An 18,955-nucleotide genomic window follows, 5' to 3' on the forward strand; every position below is an offset into this window, starting at 1 on the left:
CGGTGGGGGGGGCGGCGTTGGTGGCGGGGGGGTGGCCGGGGGTGGCGGCGGCGTCCGCGGGTTGGCGGCCGGGGCGGGCCGGGGGCCGCGACGCCGCCGGAAGGGAGTTCCCATCCGCCGCGCCGGAGTCCGCGCTCCCCGTCGTACGGCCCGTACCGGCGGGAGAGCCGGGGGCGGTGGCGCGGGGCGTGGCCGGGTGCGTGGCCTCCGGCAGCGGGACGAACGGAGCGCTGAGGGTGGGGCCGCCCAGCAAGGTGCTGACCAGCAGGGCGACATAGACGCCGGCGGGGATCACCAGCAGCCGCGCGGCCCGCCGGACGCGGCGCTGGCGGTGCCCCGAGGCGTCCACGAAGACGGGCCGTACCGGATCTCGCTCCGGCGCGTCCGGTGCCGGTGCGGGAGGCCCGGGAACGTCGTGGTCCGTCGGCAGCACGGTGATCACCGCACCGTGCGGAGAGTCCGGCTCGGCCGTGGAGAACCGGCCGGGCCCGGCGACGAGCAGGGGCGCACCGGCGGCCCGGGGCTCCGGCTCGGCCACGGCCGTGTCGGCGGTGGCACCGGCGGTGCCCTCGTGGCCGTGGGCAGGCCCGTACCCGGCACCGCGGGACGGCTCCCCGCCGTATGCTCCGCCGCTGTCGCCCGTCCACCGCACGAGTCCTGCCCCTCTCCATGCCGACCGACGTGGCCGTCCGCATGGAGAGAGCGCGACGGGCCGAAACTGTTACACCTCCCGCCCCGGGCCGCCGCTCCTCACGCCTTGGAACGCCACTTCACCACCGCGTCCCCGCACTCGGCCGTGTACGCGTAGAACGCCCGCAGCTCCCGGTGCGTCGTGGCGAAGGCACGCCACGTCTCGGGCTCCGCGCCCACGCCGCCGTAGCGGGGCAGCAGCCCGTCCCGCGCGGAGTCCCACAGGGCGTCGAAGTCGGTCCGCTCCAGGAATCCGGCCACCCGCCGGGCCTGGGCCGCCGTGAGCACCAGCAACGGCGGCTTGCGCCGGTCGGTGCGGAGCACGGGGCGGCCACCGAGCACCACCTGGGCCTGGGGCCGGTCCCCGGGGCCGTCCGGCGGTGCGCCGGTGTAGATGCGCTCCTGGTCCAGACAGCACCTGTCCAGCACCTCCTCGCGGCACCGGCCGACCCGGTGCCGGACGGCCTCCGAATCGCTCGCGAAGATCCGTTCCAGCCATGTCGGACTGTTGCGCAGTGCCGGGGCCGGCACCGCTCGCAGATGGAGGTAGGCGCTCATGACAGAGGGAGCGCACGAGGGCGCCGAACCATCACGCGGCCGCGTCGGCGGCGGTGGCCGCCACGGCCTGTGCGGTGCCGGACACGGTCCCTGCCGCGCTGTTGCGGCGGAGGCGTCCTGTGGCGTTGTGACGTTTCTGTGAGCTCGCACGCTGGTCACCATGGGGCCGTCGTTGCGACCGGAGCACGGCGGACGACGTGGACTCGGCTGTGAACGGTGCGAACGAGGGCGATCTTGGGCCAGGTACGGCAACCCCGGCGCGTGCAGGAGTACGACGGGGAACTGGGCGCGGCGGTCGCGCGAGCCCAGGACGGCGACGACGCCGCCTTCGCGGTCGCCTACCGGATCGTGCAGCCCGGCCTGCTGGGCTACCTGCGCGGCATCGTCGGCGACGAGGCGGAGGACGTGGCGTCCGACGCCTGGCTGGAGATAGCCCGCGACCTCGGGCGGTTCAAGGGCGACGGCGCCGGCTTCCGCGGCTGGACCGCGACCATCGCCCGGCACCGGGCGCTGGACCACCTGCGCCGCCGGCGCGTTCGGCCCCAGGCCGGCGGCACCGACCAGGACGTCCTGGAGCTGGCCGGCCCGCACAACACTTATGAGCAGGCCCTGGAGTCCCTCTCCACCGAGCGGGCCCTGGAGCTGATCCGCGGGCTGCCGCGGGACCAGGCCGAGGCCGTGCTCCTGCGGGTCGTGGTCGGTCTGGACGGCCCCGCCGCCGCGCGCGCCCTGGGCAAGCGGCCGGGCGCGGTCCGCACGGCCGCCCACCGCGGCCTGAAACGGCTCGCCCGTCAGCTGGGCATCGGCGACGAAGCGGAGGAAGGTGTGACGGATGTGGCTTCCCGTGCGCTGGGGGAGTCGACATGAACGACAACCGCAACGGGATCGACAGGCAGGCGCCGGACCCGGGACAGCGGACGAATCGAAGCGATCGCGATCGGACAGGAACGGAAGCGGACATGGGCGAACGGCTGGGCGGTGACGGGGTACGAGGCCGTCGACGTGTGCAGCCCGGCGGTGCCCTGTCCGGCCTCCGGGGCACGGGTGACGAGGCCGCGGTGGAGGACGCCGCGGTGGAGGGCGCCGCGCTGGACGACGGCGCGCTGGACGACGGCGCGCTGGAAACGGCATTGGCCGCCGCCGTCCGTGCGGCCGATCTCGGGTCCCGGGGCGAGCAGCAGGCCGTGGCCGCGTTCCTGGCCGCCCGCGCCGAGGGCGCGCACCGTGCACGTACCCGGCGCCGGGACGACTGGCGGCCGGCGGCGGACCGGCGGGCCCGGCGCCCGGCGAAACTGACGTTCGGCGTGGTCTTCGCCAGCCTTGCCCTCGGGGGCGTCGCCGTCGCGGCCATCGGTTCCGCGGGCTCCTCCACGGAGGGTGCCGGCCATGGCCGGGGAACGACGAACCCCGCGGTGGCCGCCCCGAACCGGCCGGGCGACGCGGCCTCGGCACCGTCCTCCGGCAGTCCCCGGCCGACGGACCGGCCTGCCACCGCCCAGGACACCGAAGCTCACTGCCGTGCCTACGCGCAGGTCCAGGGGCGTGGCAAGGCGCTCGGCGCGACGGCCTGGCGGCGGCTGGTCGCGGCAGCAGGCGGTGCGGACAAGGTCGCCGCCTTCTGCTCCGAGCAACTGGCAGCGGAGACGGCCAAGCCGAGCCACTCGACGGGCGCGGGCAAGTCCGGCGAGGGGGCCGCGAACTCCGCCAACGGCGGGCAGGGCAAAGGCAAGAACAAGTAGCCCCGGCCTCCCCGCAAGGGCGGCTCCCGGTGGTCGACAGCGCGGTCGGACTCGGGGGAGAACTGCGTGACAGCCCCGGGGTTTCCCGTGCGGAGCCGCCTATGCTGACATGTGGCAGCACAGGGGGAGGGGCAGCCGATGGACTGGTTCTGGTGGGTTCTCATCGTCTTCTGGACGGGTGGGTTCGCCTGGGTCGCCGACAACGTCCGTACCGCACTGCGCAATCGGCATGAACGGAAAGTGCAGTTGCTGGAGGCGGCGAAGGAGGAACGGCTGGCTGTCGAGGCCGCGAACAAGCCGCCGGAGGCGGTCTGCGGATGCGGTCACCACCTCGCCAAGCATGACAAGCAGGGCCGGTGCCACGAGCGCGTCGAGGTGCCGACGGCCTGGGACGAGAACAAGAAGCCGCTGCGGTACGAGGCCGGGCAGTGCAACTGCCAGCAGTACGTGGGACCGCAGCCCCTGTCACAGGTGTTCGCGGAGGACCTGACGGACCGGATCTGACCGGGACGGGATCCGACCGGGACGGGATCTGACCGGGACGGGATCCGACCGGGACGGGATCTGACCGGGACGGGATCCGACCGGAACGGGATCCGACCGGAACGGCGAGCCGCGAGCCGTATGGCCGGGCACCGCAGGACAGGGGGCTGCCGGGCAGCGGCTCGGCCACGGCCACCGGCCACCGAGCCGCCGACCAGCCGACCGGCCGACCGGATCCGACGTCACCTCCGCCGGGCCTCGGGGACGTGCTACTTGCTGACGGCGAAGCGCATCAGGGCGTGTTCGTCGCCCTGCTTGATCTTTCCCGTCAGGTTGATCACCTCCAGCTTCCAGCTTCCGCCGACCCGCACCGCCTTGGCCACGGCGCAGCCGTTGTCCTGGGAGAGCAGGCTCGGCCATATGTCGGCCACCTGCTGGGAGCTGCCCCCGGTGGCGTCGTAGACCTTGAAGCTGATGTTGCGCGCCTTCTGGAAGGAACTGCCCTTCTTGTAGGCGGCGGCGATGAACACGATCGACGTGACGTTGGGCGGGATCCGGGCGAACTCGACGGTCACCGTCTCGTCGTCGCCGTCCCCGCGCCCGGACTGGTTGTCGCCGCTGTGGACCAGGGAGCCGTTCCCCATCGGGTCGAGGGAGTCCAGGCCCGCGAGGCGTACCGGCTCCCCGCCCTGCATGGCGACGGCGATGAGGTCGAGGTCGGTGCCGGACTTGCGGCGGAGGACGCCCATCACTCCGCCGCTGCTGCCGGCGGTGGGGTCCCAGGACACCCCGATGGACAGGTGGGTCACTCCGTCCAGGTCCGCGGGGCCGTCTTCCTTGGTGAGCGTGATCATGTGTGGCGCATCCTTGTGTCGGAGGGACTACAACACGCAGAGTGTGCACGGCGCCTCCGCGGTTCCAGGTGCCGGGTCCATGAACACGGGTTTCTGTCGTGGGCAGGGGTTCCCGTCAGGCGCCGGCCGCCACGCCCAGGTCGGTGAGCAGGCCGCGGATGCGGGTCTCGATCTCGTCGCGGATGGGACGTACGGCGTCGACGCCCTGCCCGGCCGGGTCGTCCAGCTTCCAGTCCAGGTAGGTCCTGCCCGGAAAGACGGGGCAGGTGTCGCCGCACCCCATCGTGATCACCACGTCCGACGCCCGGACGGCCTCCGTGGTGAGGATCTTCGGGGTCTCGGCGGAGACGTCGATGCCCACCTCGCCCATCGCCTCGACGACGGCCGGGTTGACCGCGTCCGCGGGGGCCGAGCCGGCCGAGCGGACCTCCACCGCGTCTCCGGCGAGATGCGTGAGGAAGGCGGCGGCCATCTGGGAGCGGCCCGCGTTGTGGACGCAGACGAAGAGGACGGAGGGCCGGTCGGCGGCGGGGGTGCGGGACATGGCGGTGGCTTCCTGTGCGGTGGGTCAGGGGAGGGTGGGGGCGGCGAGTCCGGGTTCGCCGTGCACCGACGGCGTGCCGGGCCGGGCGGGGGCCGGGCGGCCGAAGAGCGCTGCCACGAGCGTCAGCCCGAGCGCGGCGCCGACCAGTTGCGCTGCGACGAACGGGGCGACCGAGCCGGGCGCGATGCCGGCGAAGGTGTCCGTGAAGGCACGGCCGATCGTGACCGCCGGGTTCGCGAACGACGTCGAGGACGTGAACCAGTACGCGGCGCCGATGTACGACGCCACTGCCACCGGGGCGAGAGCGGCACGGCCGGCGCGGGACAGCCCGAAGACCAGCAGGACCAGGCCGGCGGTGGCGATGACCTCGCCCAGCAGCAGGTGCCCGGCCGAGCGGTCGTGGGTGGACCACTGGATCGCCGGTTCACCGAACATGGCGTCGGCCAGGACCGCACCCGCAATCGCTCCCGTGATCTGGGCGGGGATGTAGGCCGCCAGGTCGCGTGCGGTCGGTCCGCCGTCGGTACGGCGGCCGTTGATCCAGGCCGCGAGGGTGACGGCGGGATTGAAGTGGGCCCCGGAGACCGGTCCGAGCAGCGCGATGAGTACGCCCAGGCCGAAGACGGTGGCCAGCGAGTTGGCGAGCAGTTGCACGCCGGCGTCCCGGGTGAGCTCGGTGGCCTGGATGCCCGAGCCGACCACCACGGCGACCAGCGCCGCCGAGCCGACGGCCTCGGCCAGGGCGCGGCGCGGCAGGGAGGCGCTCACGCGGGTGCTTCCGCGGTCATCGGCGTCCTCAGGAACACGGCGAGCCGGTCGAGAGCCTTCGGCAGCACCCAGTAGTAGACCCAGGTACCGCGCCGCTCGCAGTCGATGAGCCCGGCCTGCCGCAGCAGCTTGAGATGGTGGGAGATCGTCGGCTGGGACAGGTCGAAGGCCGGGGTCAGCTCGCACACGCACATCTCGCCGCCGTCCCCGCGCGAGGCGATCATCGAGAGCAGACGGAGCCGGACCGGATCCCCGAGAGCCTTGAACACCTTCGCCAGCTCGGCCGCCCGTTCCTCGTCCAGCGGCGAGTCGGTCGGCCCCGGGCAGCAGTCCGTGTCCTGGCCCAGCACCTCGAGCTCTTGTTTCGACATACGTCTATGTTGACGTTCTTCGATCCAAGGCGCAAGGTTGAATCGAAGAACGTCAATACAGAACGGTGATGAGGAGTGACGCCATGAGCGAGCAGTCCACCGAGCTGCGCGAAACGGTCCGGCAGCGGTATGCCGCCGCAGCCGTGCAGGTCACCGAGGGCGGCGCCGCCTGTTGCGGGCCCGGGCCGGTCGAGGTCGACGAGCACTTCGGCTCCGGCCTCTACACCGCCGACGACCGCGAGGTCCTGCCCGCCGAGGCGGTCGCCGCGTCCCTCGGCTGCGGCAACCCCACCGCCGTGGCCGAACTCCGCGCGGGCGAACGGGTCCTGGACCTCGGCTCCGGCGGCGGCATCGACGTCCTGCTCTCCGCCCGTCGCGTCGGCCCCACCGGCAAGGCGTACGGGCTGGACATGACCGAGGAGATGCTCGCACTGGCCCTGGCCAACGCGGCGAGGGCGGGCGCGACCAACGTCGAGTTCCTCAAGGGCACCATCGAGGCGATCCCGCTCCCCGCGAACACCGTCGACGTGGTCATCTCCAACTGCGTGATCAACCTGTCCGTCGACAAGCCGGCCGTCTTCGCCGAGACCTTCCGCGTCCTACGGCCCGGCGGCCGGATCGGCGTCTCGGACGTCGTCGCCGACGACGTACTCACCCCCGGGCAGCGCGCGGAACGCGGCGACTACGTCGGGTGCATCGCCGGCGCCCTGTCCTTCACCGAGTACCGCGAGGGCCTGCAGGCGGCCGGCTTCACGGACGTCGAGATCACCCCGACACACCCGGTCGCCGACGGCATGCACTCCGCCGTCGTCCGCGCGGCCAAGCCCACCGGGCTCCCTCCCACGCGGTGACCGAGGCGCGCGCCCGGTTCGCTATTCCGTGCACACGTCCGGCGGTTCGGACGGTGACAGGACCTTCGAGGTCGCGGCGGCGGCAGACGACACGGCGACGGCGGAGCTCACGCTCGACGGTGTCACCGGCGCACATCTCGACGTGACCAGCAGGAGCGCGAACGGCTGGATCAGTGCTGAACCCGCGCCCCGCGACCCGGCAGCTCCGACATGGCGCGCAGGCCCCGGTCGGCGAAGGTGATCAGCCACTCGAAGCTCTCGTCGATGTCGGCGCTCCACCGGAAGCCGTCGTCCGCCTGCAGTGTCGCGAAGCCGTGCCAGAGGCTGCGGAGCATGCGCAGGGCGTGGTCCACGTCGGACTCGGGGAGCGGGTAGCCGCGCAGGACCGCCGTGAACGCGCCGAGCAGCCGCTGCTCCGCGGTGGCCGGCGGATCGTCCGGTCCGAAGGGTTCCAGGCCGATCGTCGCGGCGTACCGGCCGGGGTGTGCGAGGACGAAGGCGCGGAAGGCGCGCGCCGCGGCCGTCAGGGCGTCGCGGCCCGCGTGCCCGTGGACCGCTCCGCCGACGGCGTCCGCGGCCTCGTTCAACGCCAGTGCCGCGATACGCCGGTTGAGGTCCTGCTGGCTGCCCACGTGCTTGTACAGGGACGGGGTCCGCACGCCCACCCGTTCGGCCAGCAGGCCCATCGTCAGGCCGTCGAAGCCCACCTCGTCGGCGAGGGCGGCACCGGCCGCGACCACCGCCGCCGGGTCCAGACCGGCCCTAGGCACGCGCGGGGGCCGGCCGGAGGAAGCCGAGCACGAGCGAGACCACCTGGTCGGGGAACTGGTCGTGCGGGTAGTGCCCGGCCCCCTCGATCATCTCGAGGCGGCCGAGGCCGGACGGCAGGGCCTCGACGACCGCCGACCCCTCGGCATGCGGGTCGGCCCAGTCGGGGTCGAGCGTGCCCATCACGACCAGCACCGGGCAGCGGACGTCGCCGAGCCGCTCGCCGGCGTCGGTCGGGGCGCTGCGCCCCATGCCCTGCAGGGCCTTCATCCGGCCCGGCTCGCGCAGCAGGGCGTCGATGCGGCCGAGCCGCGCGGCCCAGTCGGCGGGCCTCACGCCGGGGTAGGCGACGTCGAGGTACGAACGCCAGAGCCGCACGCTGCCGAACGCGCCCGCGCCGAGCAGGCGCAGCATGCCCCGCCGGTAGCGCCCGACCCGCAGGTCGCCGAGGCGGATCGACTGCTTGCGGGTGAACGGCGCCAGCTCGACGACCGCGGTGATCAGCGAGGGCTCCAGGGCCGCGGCGATGGTGGCGGCGCCGCCGGAGATCGAGTGGCCGACGAGCACGGCCGGGCCGCCCAGGTGGCGGACCACGGCGAGCAGGTCGCCGGCGATGGCGGTGCGGCTCCAGGCCGGCCAGTCGGCACCGGACTCGCCGCAGCCGCGCAGATCGACCGCGGCGACCCGGTAGCCCGCCGCCACCAGCTGCGGGACCACGGCACGGTAGGCGGCGCGGCTGTCGCCCATCCCGTGCGCGAGCACGATCAGCGGGCCGGACCCCGCCACCTCGTAAGCGATCGTGCCGCCGTCGACGGCGAGGAACTCGGTCATGACATCCTCCAGCTGGCTAACGTTGTTAGCTAAAAGCTAACCTTGTTAGCCAACCCTGTCAACGGCCGGGCGTCATCGGGCGGAAACGCGTGCCCGTTCCCTCTGTTCTCTCTGTCCTCACTTCATGGCGATGTCGACGAAGAACGGATCGGCATGACCTTGCAGAGGCGGAAGTCCGTGCGGCGGCTGGTGCCGGCCGTCGCCGGAACCGCCGTGGCGGAGCTGACTCGAACCTCGCCAGGCAGCACTGGGACCCGGGCACGGCCTGGGACTGGAACCGCTTCATGAAGCTGCTCGGGGCGCCCACCGACACGGGCCGGCACGGGGTGGGCCAGGTCGGCTCGGTGGTGACCGTCGCTCCGCACTTCGAGAAGAACATCCAGTCCTGCACGGTCTGCCCGGCCGACGACCCGACCGGCGCGACGACGGCCTGCGGCGAGGTCGCGCAGCCGTCGAACTCGCTGTTCGTGCGCCAGGCCCCCGACGCCGACGCGCCCCTGATCCTCGACCCCGACGTGCACCCCGGCCTGACGGCGGGCACGGACGGGATCGGCGACTGGAGCGACCGGATCCCGGTCGGCCAGGCCTATGTCGTGGACCAGCCGGCCGCGCAGGCCGACGGCTTCTTCACCTCGGGCGCCGTGGTCAAGGGTGCGGTGAAGTGCTACCGGGCCCAGTTCGACAACCGCACCAGCTACGTGAACGCGGCCGGCGTGACGGCCACCGAGGCCCGGTGACCCCGGCCTCCGCCTGCAGAACGACCTGAACCCCGGGACGTGCCCGGAGCCCGACCGCTTCGGGCGCGTCCGCGTCCGGGCCCGGCCGCCGCATGCGCGTCAGCCCGTCAGAACCGCGTTCGCGACGACGCCGAAGAGGTGCTCGGCGCGGGGCGCGAACGCGGACTGGTCGCCGAGCCACGCGAGCGCCGCCACCAGCGCGAACAGGTCGGCGCCGTCGATGTCGGTGCGCGCCGCGCCGGCGGCCTGCGCCCGGGTGAGGAGCCTGGCGCCGGCCGCGCGCATGGCGACGCAGGAGGCGTGGAGCGCGGACTCCGGGTCCTCGATGGCGGCTGCCATCAGCTCTGTGACGCCCCGGTACTCGCGTGCCACCGCCACGCAGTCGCGCAGCCACGACACGAGAGCGTCCTCGGGCGGGCCCGACGCCTCGAGTTCGGCCGCCCTCGCCGTCAGCTCGTCGAAGCTCGTGCGCAGCAGGGCGTCGAGCAGTGCCTCGCGGGTCGGGAAGTGGCGGAGCAGCGTCGCGAGTCCCACGTCCGCCCTGCGTGCGATGTCGCGCAGCGACGCGTCGACGCCCTGCTCGGTGATGGCGGCGCCCGCGACGGCGAGCAGATGGTCGCGGTTCTTCCTGGCGTCGGCCCGCATCGGTCCCTCTCGGCTATCCGGACCGGTGGTCCATTTGACGATCCGGATCAGTGGTCCATATATTCGGATCAGTGGTTCGTTTATGTGGACCACTGATCCGATCAGCGTATCCCCTGGCAGGGACGGGAGAAAACGATGCCGACACGGACGATGAGGGCCATCCGGCTGCACAAGCACGGCGGACCTGAGGTGCTGCGCTACGACGAGGTGCCGATCCCCGATCTCGGACCGGGCGAGGTGCTCGTCCGCGTCCACGCGGTCGGCGTCAACCCTCCCGACTGGTACCTGCGCGACGGGCTGAGCAACATACCTCCGGAGACCAGGCCCGAGTTCGACCTGCCCGTGATCCCGGGGACGGATGTGTCGGGCGTCGTCGAGGCCGTCGCCGCGGACGTGGCGGGCTTCTCCGCCGGTGACGAGGTCTTCGGTCTTCTCCGCTTCCCGAGCTTCGACGGCCAGGCGTACGCCGAGTACGTGGCCGCGCCCGCGTCCGACCTCGCACCCAAGCCGGCCGGCATTGACCACGTCCACGCGGCCGGGGCGCCCATGGCCCTGCTGACGGCCTGGCAGTTCCTGATCGAGCCGGGACACGATCACCCCTCGCCTTTCCAGGCGGCGCGACACCGCCCGGTGCCGCTCGGCGCCGGTACGACGGTGCTCGTCAACGGCGCCGCGGGCGGTGTGGGCCACTTCGCCCTGCAGCTGGCGAAGTGGAGGGGCGCACGGGTCGTCGCGGTGGCATCGGGCGCGCACGAACGGTTCCTGCGTGAGCTGGGCGCCGACGAGTTCATCGACTACACCAGGAGCCGCCCCGAGGAGCTCGTGCACGACGTCGACCTCGTCCTCGACGCCGTCGGCGGCCGTGAGAGCCGCCGTCTGCTGCGCACCCTCAGGCGCGGCGGCGCCCTGTTCCCCGTGTTCTTCGGCGAGTACGACGACGCGGAGACCGCGAGGCTGGGCGTCACCGTCTCGGGCGCCCAGGTCCGCTCGAACGGCGCCCAACTCGCCGAAGTGGGACGCCTGCTGGACGCCGGCACGGTGCGTGTCGCGATCGACGGCACGTTCCCGCTGGCGGACGCGCGAGCGGCTCACGAACGCGCGGCCCGAGGGCACATCCAGGGCAAGATCGTGCTCACGGCCGCCCGGTGACGGACGAGCCGTCTCACCCCTGAACGAACCGTCTCACCCCTGTGGGAGACCGCCGGCTGCGGCCCCGTCCCTCAGCGCGGCGAGTCCGGGCCCGGCCAGATCGCGGAGGCGTCGTCGCGGACCGGGTCGGGCAGCCGGACCGGGCGGACGGGGACGGCGCGGGTGCGTCCTTCCGTCACCGCGGTCCAGGGGGCGGGGCGGCCCGAGTAGCTCAGGGTCGTGAGGACGAAGACGCCGTCGGCGTAGACCTCGACGTACTCGCCGACGGTGAGCACGCGCAGGGTGGCCGCGGGCTCGGTCAGGACGGTCTCGCCCAGGGGTGCGCCGGCGGGGCCGGTGACCCAGAGGTTCTTGCCGTCGCAGCCGACGACGAGGGCGGGGCCGCCGTCGTCGCCGGTGCGGAGGGTGATCTCGACCCGCCCGGAGACCTCGATGTCGCCGACCGCGTGCAGCGTCGGGTCCGCCGTCTCCGGCAGGAGCCAGGCGTCCAGGCCCGGCCACCACTCCAGGCGGGGCGCCGAACCCTCGGGCACGACAAGGGACTTGGGCTGGGCCAGCATGCCGCGGCACCGGTCGCCCGAGTCGGTCAGGTCCACCCGGCGCGGGGTGGTGTGCAGGACGACGCGGGAACCGTCGGGGGCGGCGATGACGCGCGGGGCGTACGAGCCGGTCGGGCCCAGCGGGCCGCGGCGGGTCCAGGGGCCGCGCAGCCGCGGTGCCGTCCACGACTCGAAGCCGCGCGTCGAGCCGATCGAGCCGATCAGCAGCCAGCTGCCGTCGTCGAGGCGTTCGAGGACCGGGCACTCCAACTCGTCGACGTCACCGGGGGAGACGAGCGGCGGCTGGACCGTCCAGTGCTCCAGGTCGTCCGAGGTGGCCCAGGCGACGCAGCCGCTGACCTCGACGGGGAGCGAGGCGTCGGCGGCGCAGACGACCATCACCCAGCCGTCCGACTCGTCGTCGCGCACCACGAACGGGTCGCGCCAGCCCATGCGTTCGCCGGTGCGGTACCAGCGGGCGTCCGCCTCGACGACGGGACCGGTGCCGTGGCGGCGCCACCCGGTGCCGTCGGTGCGGTCGGAGTGGGCCAGGCCGACGGACTGGAGCGGCCAGCCGCCGTCCGTGAGGCCGCTCACACCCGTGTAGAACATCGCCATCCCGGAGCCGTGGGCGATGGGGTGCATGGTCCACACCGCCTGCTGGTCGAAGCGGCCGGGCAGGCCGTTGCCGAAGGCGGTGCCCGCGGGCTGCCAGCCGACCAGGTCGGTGGAGGTGGCCCTGCCGTACGAGGTCTCCATCCTCAGGTGGTCGAACTCGCTCGTCCACGGGCCCTGCAAGTGCAGCACCGCGTAGGTGCCGTCGTCGTCGCGGAGCAGGGCGAAGTCGTTCACGCAGAGGCCGGGCGGGGCGTATCGCATGCGCATTTCCTGTCGGCTCGCAGTGCTCAAACGCATGCGCTGAGCAGTGGCACAAATGATCTCGCTGAAGAATTGGCCCAAGTAAAACTGAACGCAAACGCTTGCGCAACAGCGAGCCCCGGCTTACGGTCACGTCACCCCCAGATCACACCGATGTGAAACAGACGGGAGAAAAGTGCTGTGACCGTCAGCATCACCGATGTCGCCCGCGCCGCCGGAGTCTCGGCGTCCACCGTGTCCCGTGCCCTGCGCGGCCAGCCGGGCGTCTCCGACGAGGTGCGGGCGCAGATCACGGCCGTCGCCACCCAGCTCGGCTACACGGCGTCCCGCTCGGCGTCCAGCCTGGCCAGCGGACGCACCTTCACCATCGGGGTCGTCGTCCCGTACGTCGGCCGCTGGTTCTTCGGCACCGTCCTGGACGCCGCCGAGCACGTGTTCAGCGCCGCCGGGTACGACGTCCTGCTGTACAACCTGGGCTCGCCGGAGACCCGCAAGCGTTTCTTCACCAAGCTGCCGGTCCGCAAGCGGGTCGACGCCGTGCTGTCGCTGCTCATCCCCGACGAGGAGGAGTCGGCCGCGCTGCGCTCCCTCGGCGTCCCGCTGGCCAGCACGGTCGGCGACGCCCGGCCCGGCTTCAGCGTGGTCGGCATCGACGACCGGGCCGGCGCGGAGCACGCCGTACGGCATCTGGTGAACCTCGGCCACCGCCGGATCGGCATGATCAGCGGGTCGAGCGGGGAGCAGCACTGGACCACGCCGGTCGCCCGCCGCCAGGCGTACCTCGACGTCCTGTCCGACGCCGGGATCGCGCACGACCCGGCCCTGGAGGCGGACGGCGACTACACCGTCGACGGCGGCGAGCGGGCCATGACCGAGCTGCTGGCCGCGTCCCGGCCGCCGACGGCCGTGTTCGCGCAGTCCGACGAGATGGCGATGGGCGCGCTGCGCGCGCTCAGACGGCACCGGCTGCGGGTGCCGGACGACGTGTCGGTGGTCGGCTTCGACGACCACGAGCTGTCCGACGTCCTCGGCCTGACCACCGTCGCCCAGCCGGTGGCCGGCCAGGGCGCCGAGGCCGCCCGGCTGCTGCTGCGGCAGCTCGACGAGCCGGACGGCGAGCGGGCCGGGCATGTGCAGATGCCCATCCGGCTCGTCCTGCGCGAGACCACCGCACCGCCGCGCCCGCGCGGCCCCCAGTAGGTCCTGAGCCCCGGAGCCGTCGGGACCCAGTAAGCCCTCGGGGACCGTCAGGCCCCGAGCTCCCCCACGCCGGAAGCACCAGCGCACGCACCCACGCACCCTCGCACCCGCACGGAGGCACCACACCATGAGCTCGACCAGCCCCAACAGCCCGGCCGGCAGAAGGTACCGCCGCACGGCCGCCACCGGCCTGGCCCTCGCCCTGCCCCTCGCCGCCCTGGCCGCCTGCGGCGGCGGCAGTGGCGGGGACTCCGCCGCCTCGGCAGGCAGCGGCAAGGGCACCATCAGCGTCTGGGCCCACCAGGGGCAGAAGAGCGAGGACACCGCCCTGCAGAACGCGGTGAAGTCCTTCAACTCCTCCCAGAGCAAGATCAAGGTCGAGCTGAAGCTCATCCCCGGCGACGACTACACCAAGACCATCACCGCCACCGACGCCTCCCAGCTGCCGGACGTGATGGAGTTCGACGGCCCGACCATGGCGAACTTCGTCTACAACAAGAAGCTCGCGGCCATCGACGACTACGTCTCCGCGAAGACGATGTCGAACGCGACCGACGCCAGCAAGGCGCAGGGCGAGATCGGCGGCAAGCACTACGGGCTCGGCATGTACGACTCCGGGCTCGGCATCTACGCCAACAAGAAGCTGCTGGCCGCGGCCGGGGTGAAGTACCCGAAGACCGCCTCCGAGTCCTGGACCGTCTCGGAGTTCAACAAGGCGCTCAAGGCGCTCAAGGCCAAGGACTCCGACGGCAAGGTCCTCGACATCCAGGAGAACAACGGCCTCTCCAACGAGTGGGGCACCTACGGCTTCTCCCCGATCGTCTGGTCGGCCGGCGGCTCCCTGCTGAAGAACGGCAAGGCCGAGGGCGCCCTGGACAGCGCGTCCGTGGTCTCGGCGCTGAAGACCTTCCAGTCCTGGAAGAGCGACGTCGACCCCAACACCGACGGCAACGCCTTCGCCAAGGGCCGGGTCGCGCTGAGCTGGGTCGGCCACTGGATGTACCCGACGTACAGCAAGGCCCTCGGCAGCGACCTCGTGGTGCTGCCGCTGCCCGACTTCGGCAACGGCACCAAGACCGGCCAGGGCTCCTGGGCCTGGGGCATCGGCGCCGACTCCAAGAACGGCAAGGCCGCCGGCGCCTTCCTCGACTACCTCCTGAACGACACCAACGTCACCGCGATGACGACGGCCAACGGCGCCCCGCCCGCGACCAAGTCCGCGCTCGCCGCGAGCGCGCTGTACAAGAAGGGCGGCCCGCTGGAGCGCTTCGCCGACCAGCTCGACAAGCCGTGCGGCGACAGCGACATCACCACGTCCTGCGTCGCGGTGACCCGCCCGGTCACCGCCGGCTACCCGACCGTCACCGCCAAGTTCAGCGAGGCCCTGAACTCGATCTACGGCGGCGCCGACCCGAAGAGCGCCCTGCAGAAGGCCGCCCGCGCCATCGACCAGGACTTCTCCGACAACGACGGCTACCAGATCCAGTAGGACACTTCGGCCGGGCGGGTGCGCGTACGAGCCCACGGGCGGCGCACCCGCCCCGGCCGGGAACAGGACCGGAACAGGACACCCCCGTGAAGACCGTGGAACCCGCGCACCCAGCGCCCTCGCGCAGGCAGGAAGGCCCGCCCGTGACCTCCGTGAAGACCGCGCGCACCGGGCGGCCCAGGACCAGGAACCGCGACTGGCTGCACGGACTGCTCATGTCCACGCCCGCCGTCGCCGGGCTCGTCGCCTTCGTCGGCATCCCGTTCGGCTACGCCGTCGTCCTCTCCTTCTACAACGTGCGCCTCGGCTCACCGCTCGCGCCCAGGTTCTTCGGCCTGGAGCAGTACCGGCGGCTGTTCACCGACCCGGACCTGTCCGGCCCGTTCCTGCGGGCCCTGCTCAACAACCTGACGTTCGCCGTGGTCGTCGTACCGCTGCAGACCGGCCTGGCGCTGGGGCTCGCGATCCTGCTCAACCGGAAGCTGAAGGCGATCGGCGTGTTCCGGTCCCTCTTCTTCCTGCCGGTCGTCTTCCCGATGACCCTGGTCGCCGTCATCTGGCGGCTGATCCTCGCCCGCAGCGACCAGGGCCTGCTCAACTCCACGCTGCACCTGGTGAGTTTCGGCAACTGGGGCGCCTTCGACTGGCTCGGCGACGCGGCCACCGCGATGGCCTCGGTCATCGTGCTGTCCGTGTGGCAGGGGGTGGGCTTCCAGATGGTCATCCTGCTGGCCGGCCTCCAGCAGATCCCCGGCGAGCTCTACGAGGCCGCCGAACTCGACCGCGCCACCCGCTGGCAGCAGTTCCGGCACGTCACCCTGCCCGGCATCCGCGGCACCCTCGTCTTCGTCGCCATGCTGACCTCGGTGCTGTCCTTCCGGGTCTTCGACCAGGTCTACGTCCTGATCCACGGCGGCGGCCTCAACGAGGACGCCACCCGCACGGTCATGTACGAGGCCGTCACCACCGCCTTCGACCAGAACAACATCGGCCAGGCGTCCGCGATCACCGTCGTCTTCTTCCTGATCGTCGTCGCCCTGACCATCGTCCAGCGCCGCGTCGTCCGGCCCGACAACGAGGACTGACCCCGACCATGGCCACGACCCGCGCCCCCCTGCGCCGCTTCACCGACTACGCCGTCCTCAGCGTCCTGGCGTTCGTCTTCGTCCTCCCCGTCCTCTACCTCCTGCTGGGCAGCCTCAAGCCCTCCGACCAGGTGCTGAACGGCCTGTCCGGCTTCCTCCCCACCCATCTGACCTTCGCCAACTACGCCCATGTCCTCGACGCCCTGAACTCCGACAGCACCGGCTACTTCTGGCGCTTCATGGGCGTCTCGCTGCTCGTCGCGTTCGTCGTCGTGACCGGCGGCCTGTTCGTGAACTCGATGGCCGCGTACGGCATGTCACGGCTGAGGTGGCGCGGCCGGGAAGCCGTCTTCACGCTGGTCCTGCTCCTGATGCTGGTCCCGTTCGAATCGGTCGCGGTCCCGCTCTTCTACATGTTCAACGACCAGCGCAACACGATCTACATCCAGGCGATCCCCTTCATCGCCAACGCCTTCTCGGTCTACCAGTTCCACACCTTCTTCCGCTCGATCCCGCCGAGCATCGAGGAGGCCGCCCGGCTGGACGGCGCGGGCCCCTGGCGCACCTTCTTCGCGATCGTCGTCCCGATGTCGAAGCCGGCGTTCGCCTCGGTCGCGATCCTCACCTTCCTCACCCAGTGGGGCTCCTTCCTCTGGCCGGTGCTGATGGTCTCCGACCCCTCCGTCCGCCCCCTCCCGCTGGAGATGAGCGTCTTCCAGGGGCAGCAGCCCGTGGACTGGGGCGAGATCCTCGCCTTCGGCGTCCTGCTCGTGCTGCCCGTCCTGATCGTCTTCGCCTTCTTCCAGCGCTGGTTCGTCCAGGGCGTGGCCAGCTCGGCCGTGAAGGGCTGAGCCCCGCGCGAACCACCCGGCCCCGGACCCCGCGTACGGGCCGAGACCGACCGTGTCAGCCCCAGGCCGCCGGCCTGGGGCTTTCGCATGCGTCTCTTTCGCCCCGCGGTCCGCTCAGCGGACTCCTGCCGTTCTGGAATCGGAAGACCGGCCGAACAATGAACCAACTCGATTCCAGGGGCGTCCCCGCAGCACCGAGGACGTCGCTCACGCACCGGCCCCACTCCGGCGCCCACCCGAAGCCGGGACATCCCCACGGCTCTCCGAACCCCCACCCACGTGGGGGACCGCCCTGCCGCCCCCCCGACATCGCGCGGACTCACACCGCGATTCGCTCCCTCGACGCCGGAGGTTCAGTTGACACGCTCGCGCCTTACCCTCACAGCCACGGCCGGTACCGCCGGGCTGGTGCTCCTGACCGCCGCGTGCGGCGGCGGAGGCGGCACCACGTCCAGCACCGCGAAGGCCCAGAACCCGGACGTCCTGACGGTCGCCTCGGCCATCGCGCCCAACAGCCTCAACCCTGCCCTGGGCGGATCGGCCGACCCCCAGCAGTACTTTTTCGAACTGGCGTACGACACTTTGCTCCGGAAGAGCGCCGACGGGACGTACGGCCCGGCCCTCGCGACCAAGTGGGGCTACGTCGGATCCGGCAGCAGGACCTTCGACATCACCCTGCGTTCCGGCGTGAAGTTCAACGACGGCTCCGCGCTCACCGCCGAGGGCGTCAAGAAGTCGCTCCAGTACTACGCCAAGGCCGGCGGTCCACTGGCGGCCAACCTGGCCCCCGTGGGAACGATCGACGTCCTCTCCCCGCTCAAGCTCCGCCTCCACCTCACGAAGTCCGATCCGCTGATGCCGTTCTATCTCTCCCAGCCGACCACGGGAGAGGTCATCAGCCCCGTCGGCCTCGCCAGGACGGACGAGCTCGGGACCACCACGCACGGCGCCGGACCGTACGTGATCGACAAGTCGCAGACCGTCTCCGGGCAGACCTACACCTACGTCCCCAACCCCACCTACTACGACAAGTCGCGGGTGCACTGGAAGAAGGTGGTCATCAAGGTCTTCAAGGACGAGAACACCACCCTCAGCGCCTTCCGCTCCGGCGAGGTCGACTACGCGCTCGGCGACTCCACCACCGCGCAGGCCGCCAAGTCCGCCGGACTCCAGGTGCTGACGAACCCCTACTCGGTCATGGAACTGATGATCATGGACCGCAAGGGCGCCATGGCCAAGGCCCTGGGCGACCCGCGCGTACGGCAGGCCATGATGTACGGCATCAACCGCGCCTCGATCGCCAAGGCCCTGTACGGCAAGTACGCCCAGAGCTGGGACTACCCCGTCCTGTCGGGCAAGAGCGGCTACACCGAGGGCAGCGAGGGCACGTACACCTACGACCTCGCCAAGGCCAAGAAGCTGCTGTCGGAGGCGGGTTACCCCGACGGCTTCACCATGACCCTCATCGTGAACCTCACGGGCACGGGAGAGTCCCAGGCGGCCGAGGCCTTCGCCGCGGAGATGGCGAACATCGGGATCAACGTCAAGATCACCGTCCCGGCCAACACCAACGAGCTCTACTCCACGTACACGAAGTACCCGGCGATGATGTTCGACTACGGCGTCGGACTCACCCCGCCGTACGCCCAGGGCAACGACCTCCTCTACAGCTGGGGCAACCCGTTCAAGGTCAGTGACAAGCAGCTCGACACGCTCTACAGCCAGGCGGCCTCCGCCTCGACCGACCAGGCCCAGGAGCAGGGCTGGCAGAAGTTCGAGCAGCGCCTGTCCGACCTGAACTGGGTCATCCCGATGGCCTCCCTGGAGAAGATCACCTACGTGCGGCCCGGTCTGGAGGGCGTCGACCTCTCGTCGACGAACCTCACGCCGGACCTGGCGAACTTCTACGCCGCCAAGTAACCCC

General features: G+C 71.9%; 20 protein-coding genes and 1 pseudogene. 11 read left to right on the plus strand and 10 right to left on the minus strand.

What is annotated here, in order from left to right; genetic code table 11:
- Together ACFWPQ_RS09300 and ACFWPQ_RS09305 are read right to left on the minus strand one after the other, a co-directional pair.
- Positions 1 to 652, minus strand: a pseudogene (locus ACFWPQ_RS09300) (hypothetical protein); the annotation flags it as partial.
- Between the two features lie 98 nt (positions 653 to 750).
- Positions 751 to 1,248 (minus strand): DUF1877 family protein, encoded by a 498-nt coding sequence (locus ACFWPQ_RS09305; protein ID WP_384031564.1) that lies wholly within the window; start codon positions 1,246 to 1,248, stop codon positions 751 to 753.
- A gap of 234 nt (positions 1,249 to 1,482) precedes the next feature.
- Here ACFWPQ_RS09305 and ACFWPQ_RS09310 point away from each other — a divergent pair, with 234 nt between their 5' ends.
- The 3 genes from ACFWPQ_RS09310 (at position 1,483) to ACFWPQ_RS09320 (ending at position 3,491) form a co-directional block, all read left to right on the plus strand.
- Positions 1,483 to 2,115, plus strand: a complete 633-nt coding sequence (locus ACFWPQ_RS09310) for an RNA polymerase sigma factor (RefSeq protein WP_384031566.1) — start codon at positions 1,483 to 1,485, stop codon at positions 2,113 to 2,115.
- Between the two features lie 92 nt (positions 2,116 to 2,207).
- The gene (locus tag ACFWPQ_RS09315) at positions 2,208 to 2,987 is read left to right on the plus strand and encodes a hypothetical protein (RefSeq protein WP_384031568.1); all 780 of its coding nucleotides are present in this window, start codon (positions 2,208 to 2,210) and stop codon (positions 2,985 to 2,987) included.
- 138 nt (positions 2,988 to 3,125) lie between these two features.
- Positions 3,126 to 3,491 (plus strand): hypothetical protein, encoded by a 366-nt coding sequence (locus tag ACFWPQ_RS09320; RefSeq protein WP_384031924.1) that lies wholly within the window; start codon positions 3,126 to 3,128, stop codon positions 3,489 to 3,491.
- A 248-nt stretch (positions 3,492 to 3,739) separates the two neighbouring features.
- Here ACFWPQ_RS09320 and ACFWPQ_RS09325 read toward each other — a convergent pair whose 3' ends face one another.
- The 4 genes from ACFWPQ_RS09325 to ACFWPQ_RS09340 all read right to left on the minus strand — a co-directional run bounded on the left by ACFWPQ_RS09325 (position 3,740) and on the right by ACFWPQ_RS09340 (position 6,007).
- Positions 3,740 to 4,324: a TerD family protein gene (locus ACFWPQ_RS09325; RefSeq protein ID WP_384031570.1), complete on the minus strand. Its 585-nt coding sequence runs from the start codon at positions 4,322 to 4,324 to the stop codon at positions 3,740 to 3,742.
- Between the two features lie 115 nt (positions 4,325 to 4,439).
- The gene (locus ACFWPQ_RS09330) at positions 4,440 to 4,868 is read right to left on the minus strand and encodes an arsenate reductase ArsC (protein WP_384031572.1); all 429 of its coding nucleotides are present in this window, start codon (positions 4,866 to 4,868) and stop codon (positions 4,440 to 4,442) included.
- Between the two features lie 24 nt (positions 4,869 to 4,892).
- On the minus strand, positions 4,893 to 5,636 hold the full coding sequence (locus ACFWPQ_RS09335; RefSeq protein WP_384031574.1) for an MIP/aquaporin family protein: 744 nt from the start codon (positions 5,634 to 5,636) through the stop codon (positions 4,893 to 4,895).
- Entirely contained in the window at positions 5,633 to 6,007 is a 375-nt protein-coding gene (locus tag ACFWPQ_RS09340; RefSeq protein ID WP_384031576.1) for an ArsR/SmtB family transcription factor, read from the minus strand. The genes ACFWPQ_RS09335 and ACFWPQ_RS09340 overlap by 4 nt, the downstream gene beginning before the upstream one ends.
- An 83-nt stretch (positions 6,008 to 6,090) precedes the next feature.
- Between ACFWPQ_RS09340 and arsM the strand changes: the two genes are divergently transcribed.
- Positions 6,091 to 6,858 (plus strand): arsenite methyltransferase, encoded by a 768-nt coding sequence (arsM, locus tag ACFWPQ_RS09345; protein ID WP_384031578.1) that lies wholly within the window; start codon positions 6,091 to 6,093, stop codon positions 6,856 to 6,858.
- A gap of 170 nt (positions 6,859 to 7,028) precedes the next feature.
- Here the strand turns inward: arsM and ACFWPQ_RS09350 are convergent, their stop codons facing one another.
- Complete coding sequence (locus ACFWPQ_RS09350) at positions 7,029 to 7,598, minus strand: TetR/AcrR family transcriptional regulator (protein WP_384031926.1); 570 nt, start codon at positions 7,596 to 7,598, stop codon at positions 7,029 to 7,031.
- Positions 7,599 to 7,620: 22 nt separating this feature from the next.
- Complete coding sequence (locus ACFWPQ_RS09355) at positions 7,621 to 8,457, minus strand: alpha/beta fold hydrolase (RefSeq protein ID WP_384031580.1); 837 nt, start codon at positions 8,455 to 8,457, stop codon at positions 7,621 to 7,623.
- 284 nt (positions 8,458 to 8,741) lie between these two features.
- Between ACFWPQ_RS09355 and ACFWPQ_RS09360 the strand changes: the two genes are divergently transcribed.
- Positions 8,742 to 9,194, plus strand: coding sequence for a hypothetical protein (locus ACFWPQ_RS09360; protein WP_384031581.1), 453 nt, complete (start codon positions 8,742 to 8,744; stop codon positions 9,192 to 9,194).
- A gap of 99 nt (positions 9,195 to 9,293) precedes the next feature.
- Here the strand turns inward: ACFWPQ_RS09360 and ACFWPQ_RS09365 are convergent, their stop codons facing one another.
- The gene (locus ACFWPQ_RS09365; RefSeq protein WP_384031583.1) at positions 9,294 to 9,839 is read right to left on the minus strand and encodes a TetR/AcrR family transcriptional regulator; all 546 of its coding nucleotides are present in this window, start codon (positions 9,837 to 9,839) and stop codon (positions 9,294 to 9,296) included.
- A gap of 135 nt (positions 9,840 to 9,974) precedes the next feature.
- Here ACFWPQ_RS09365 and ACFWPQ_RS09370 point away from each other — a divergent pair, with 135 nt between their 5' ends.
- Entirely contained in the window at positions 9,975 to 10,988 is a 1,014-nt protein-coding gene (locus ACFWPQ_RS09370) for an NADP-dependent oxidoreductase (RefSeq protein ID WP_384031585.1), read from the plus strand.
- A 71-nt stretch (positions 10,989 to 11,059) separates the two neighbouring features.
- Here ACFWPQ_RS09370 and ACFWPQ_RS09375 read toward each other — a convergent pair whose 3' ends face one another.
- Entirely contained in the window at positions 11,060 to 12,406 is a 1,347-nt protein-coding gene (locus ACFWPQ_RS09375) for a mucin-1 (protein ID WP_384031587.1), read from the minus strand.
- A gap of 180 nt (positions 12,407 to 12,586) precedes the next feature.
- Between ACFWPQ_RS09375 and ACFWPQ_RS09380 the strand changes: the two genes are divergently transcribed.
- The 5 genes from ACFWPQ_RS09380 to ACFWPQ_RS09400 all read left to right on the plus strand — a co-directional run bounded on the left by ACFWPQ_RS09380 (position 12,587) and on the right by ACFWPQ_RS09400 (position 18,951).
- Entirely contained in the window at positions 12,587 to 13,606 is a 1,020-nt protein-coding gene (locus tag ACFWPQ_RS09380; protein WP_384031589.1) for a LacI family DNA-binding transcriptional regulator, read from the plus strand.
- A gap of 127 nt (positions 13,607 to 13,733) precedes the next feature.
- Positions 13,734 to 15,095, plus strand: a complete 1,362-nt coding sequence (locus tag ACFWPQ_RS09385; RefSeq protein ID WP_384031591.1) for an ABC transporter substrate-binding protein — start codon at positions 13,734 to 13,736, stop codon at positions 15,093 to 15,095.
- 86 nt (positions 15,096 to 15,181) lie between these two features.
- Positions 15,182 to 16,180, plus strand: coding sequence for a carbohydrate ABC transporter permease (locus ACFWPQ_RS09390; protein ID WP_384031593.1), 999 nt, complete (start codon positions 15,182 to 15,184; stop codon positions 16,178 to 16,180).
- Positions 16,181 to 16,188: 8 nt separating this feature from the next.
- Positions 16,189 to 17,031, plus strand: a complete 843-nt coding sequence (locus ACFWPQ_RS09395; RefSeq protein ID WP_384031595.1) for a carbohydrate ABC transporter permease — start codon at positions 16,189 to 16,191, stop codon at positions 17,029 to 17,031.
- Between the two features lie 408 nt (positions 17,032 to 17,439).
- The gene (locus tag ACFWPQ_RS09400; RefSeq protein WP_384031597.1) at positions 17,440 to 18,951 is read left to right on the plus strand and encodes an ABC transporter substrate-binding protein; all 1,512 of its coding nucleotides are present in this window, start codon (positions 17,440 to 17,442) and stop codon (positions 18,949 to 18,951) included.
- The last annotated feature ends 4 nt before the right edge of the window (positions 18,952 to 18,955 follow it).

The organism is Streptomyces sp. NPDC058464 (genome assembly GCF_042721035.1).
GTDB lineage: Bacteria > Actinomycetota > Actinomycetes > Streptomycetales > Streptomycetaceae > Streptomyces.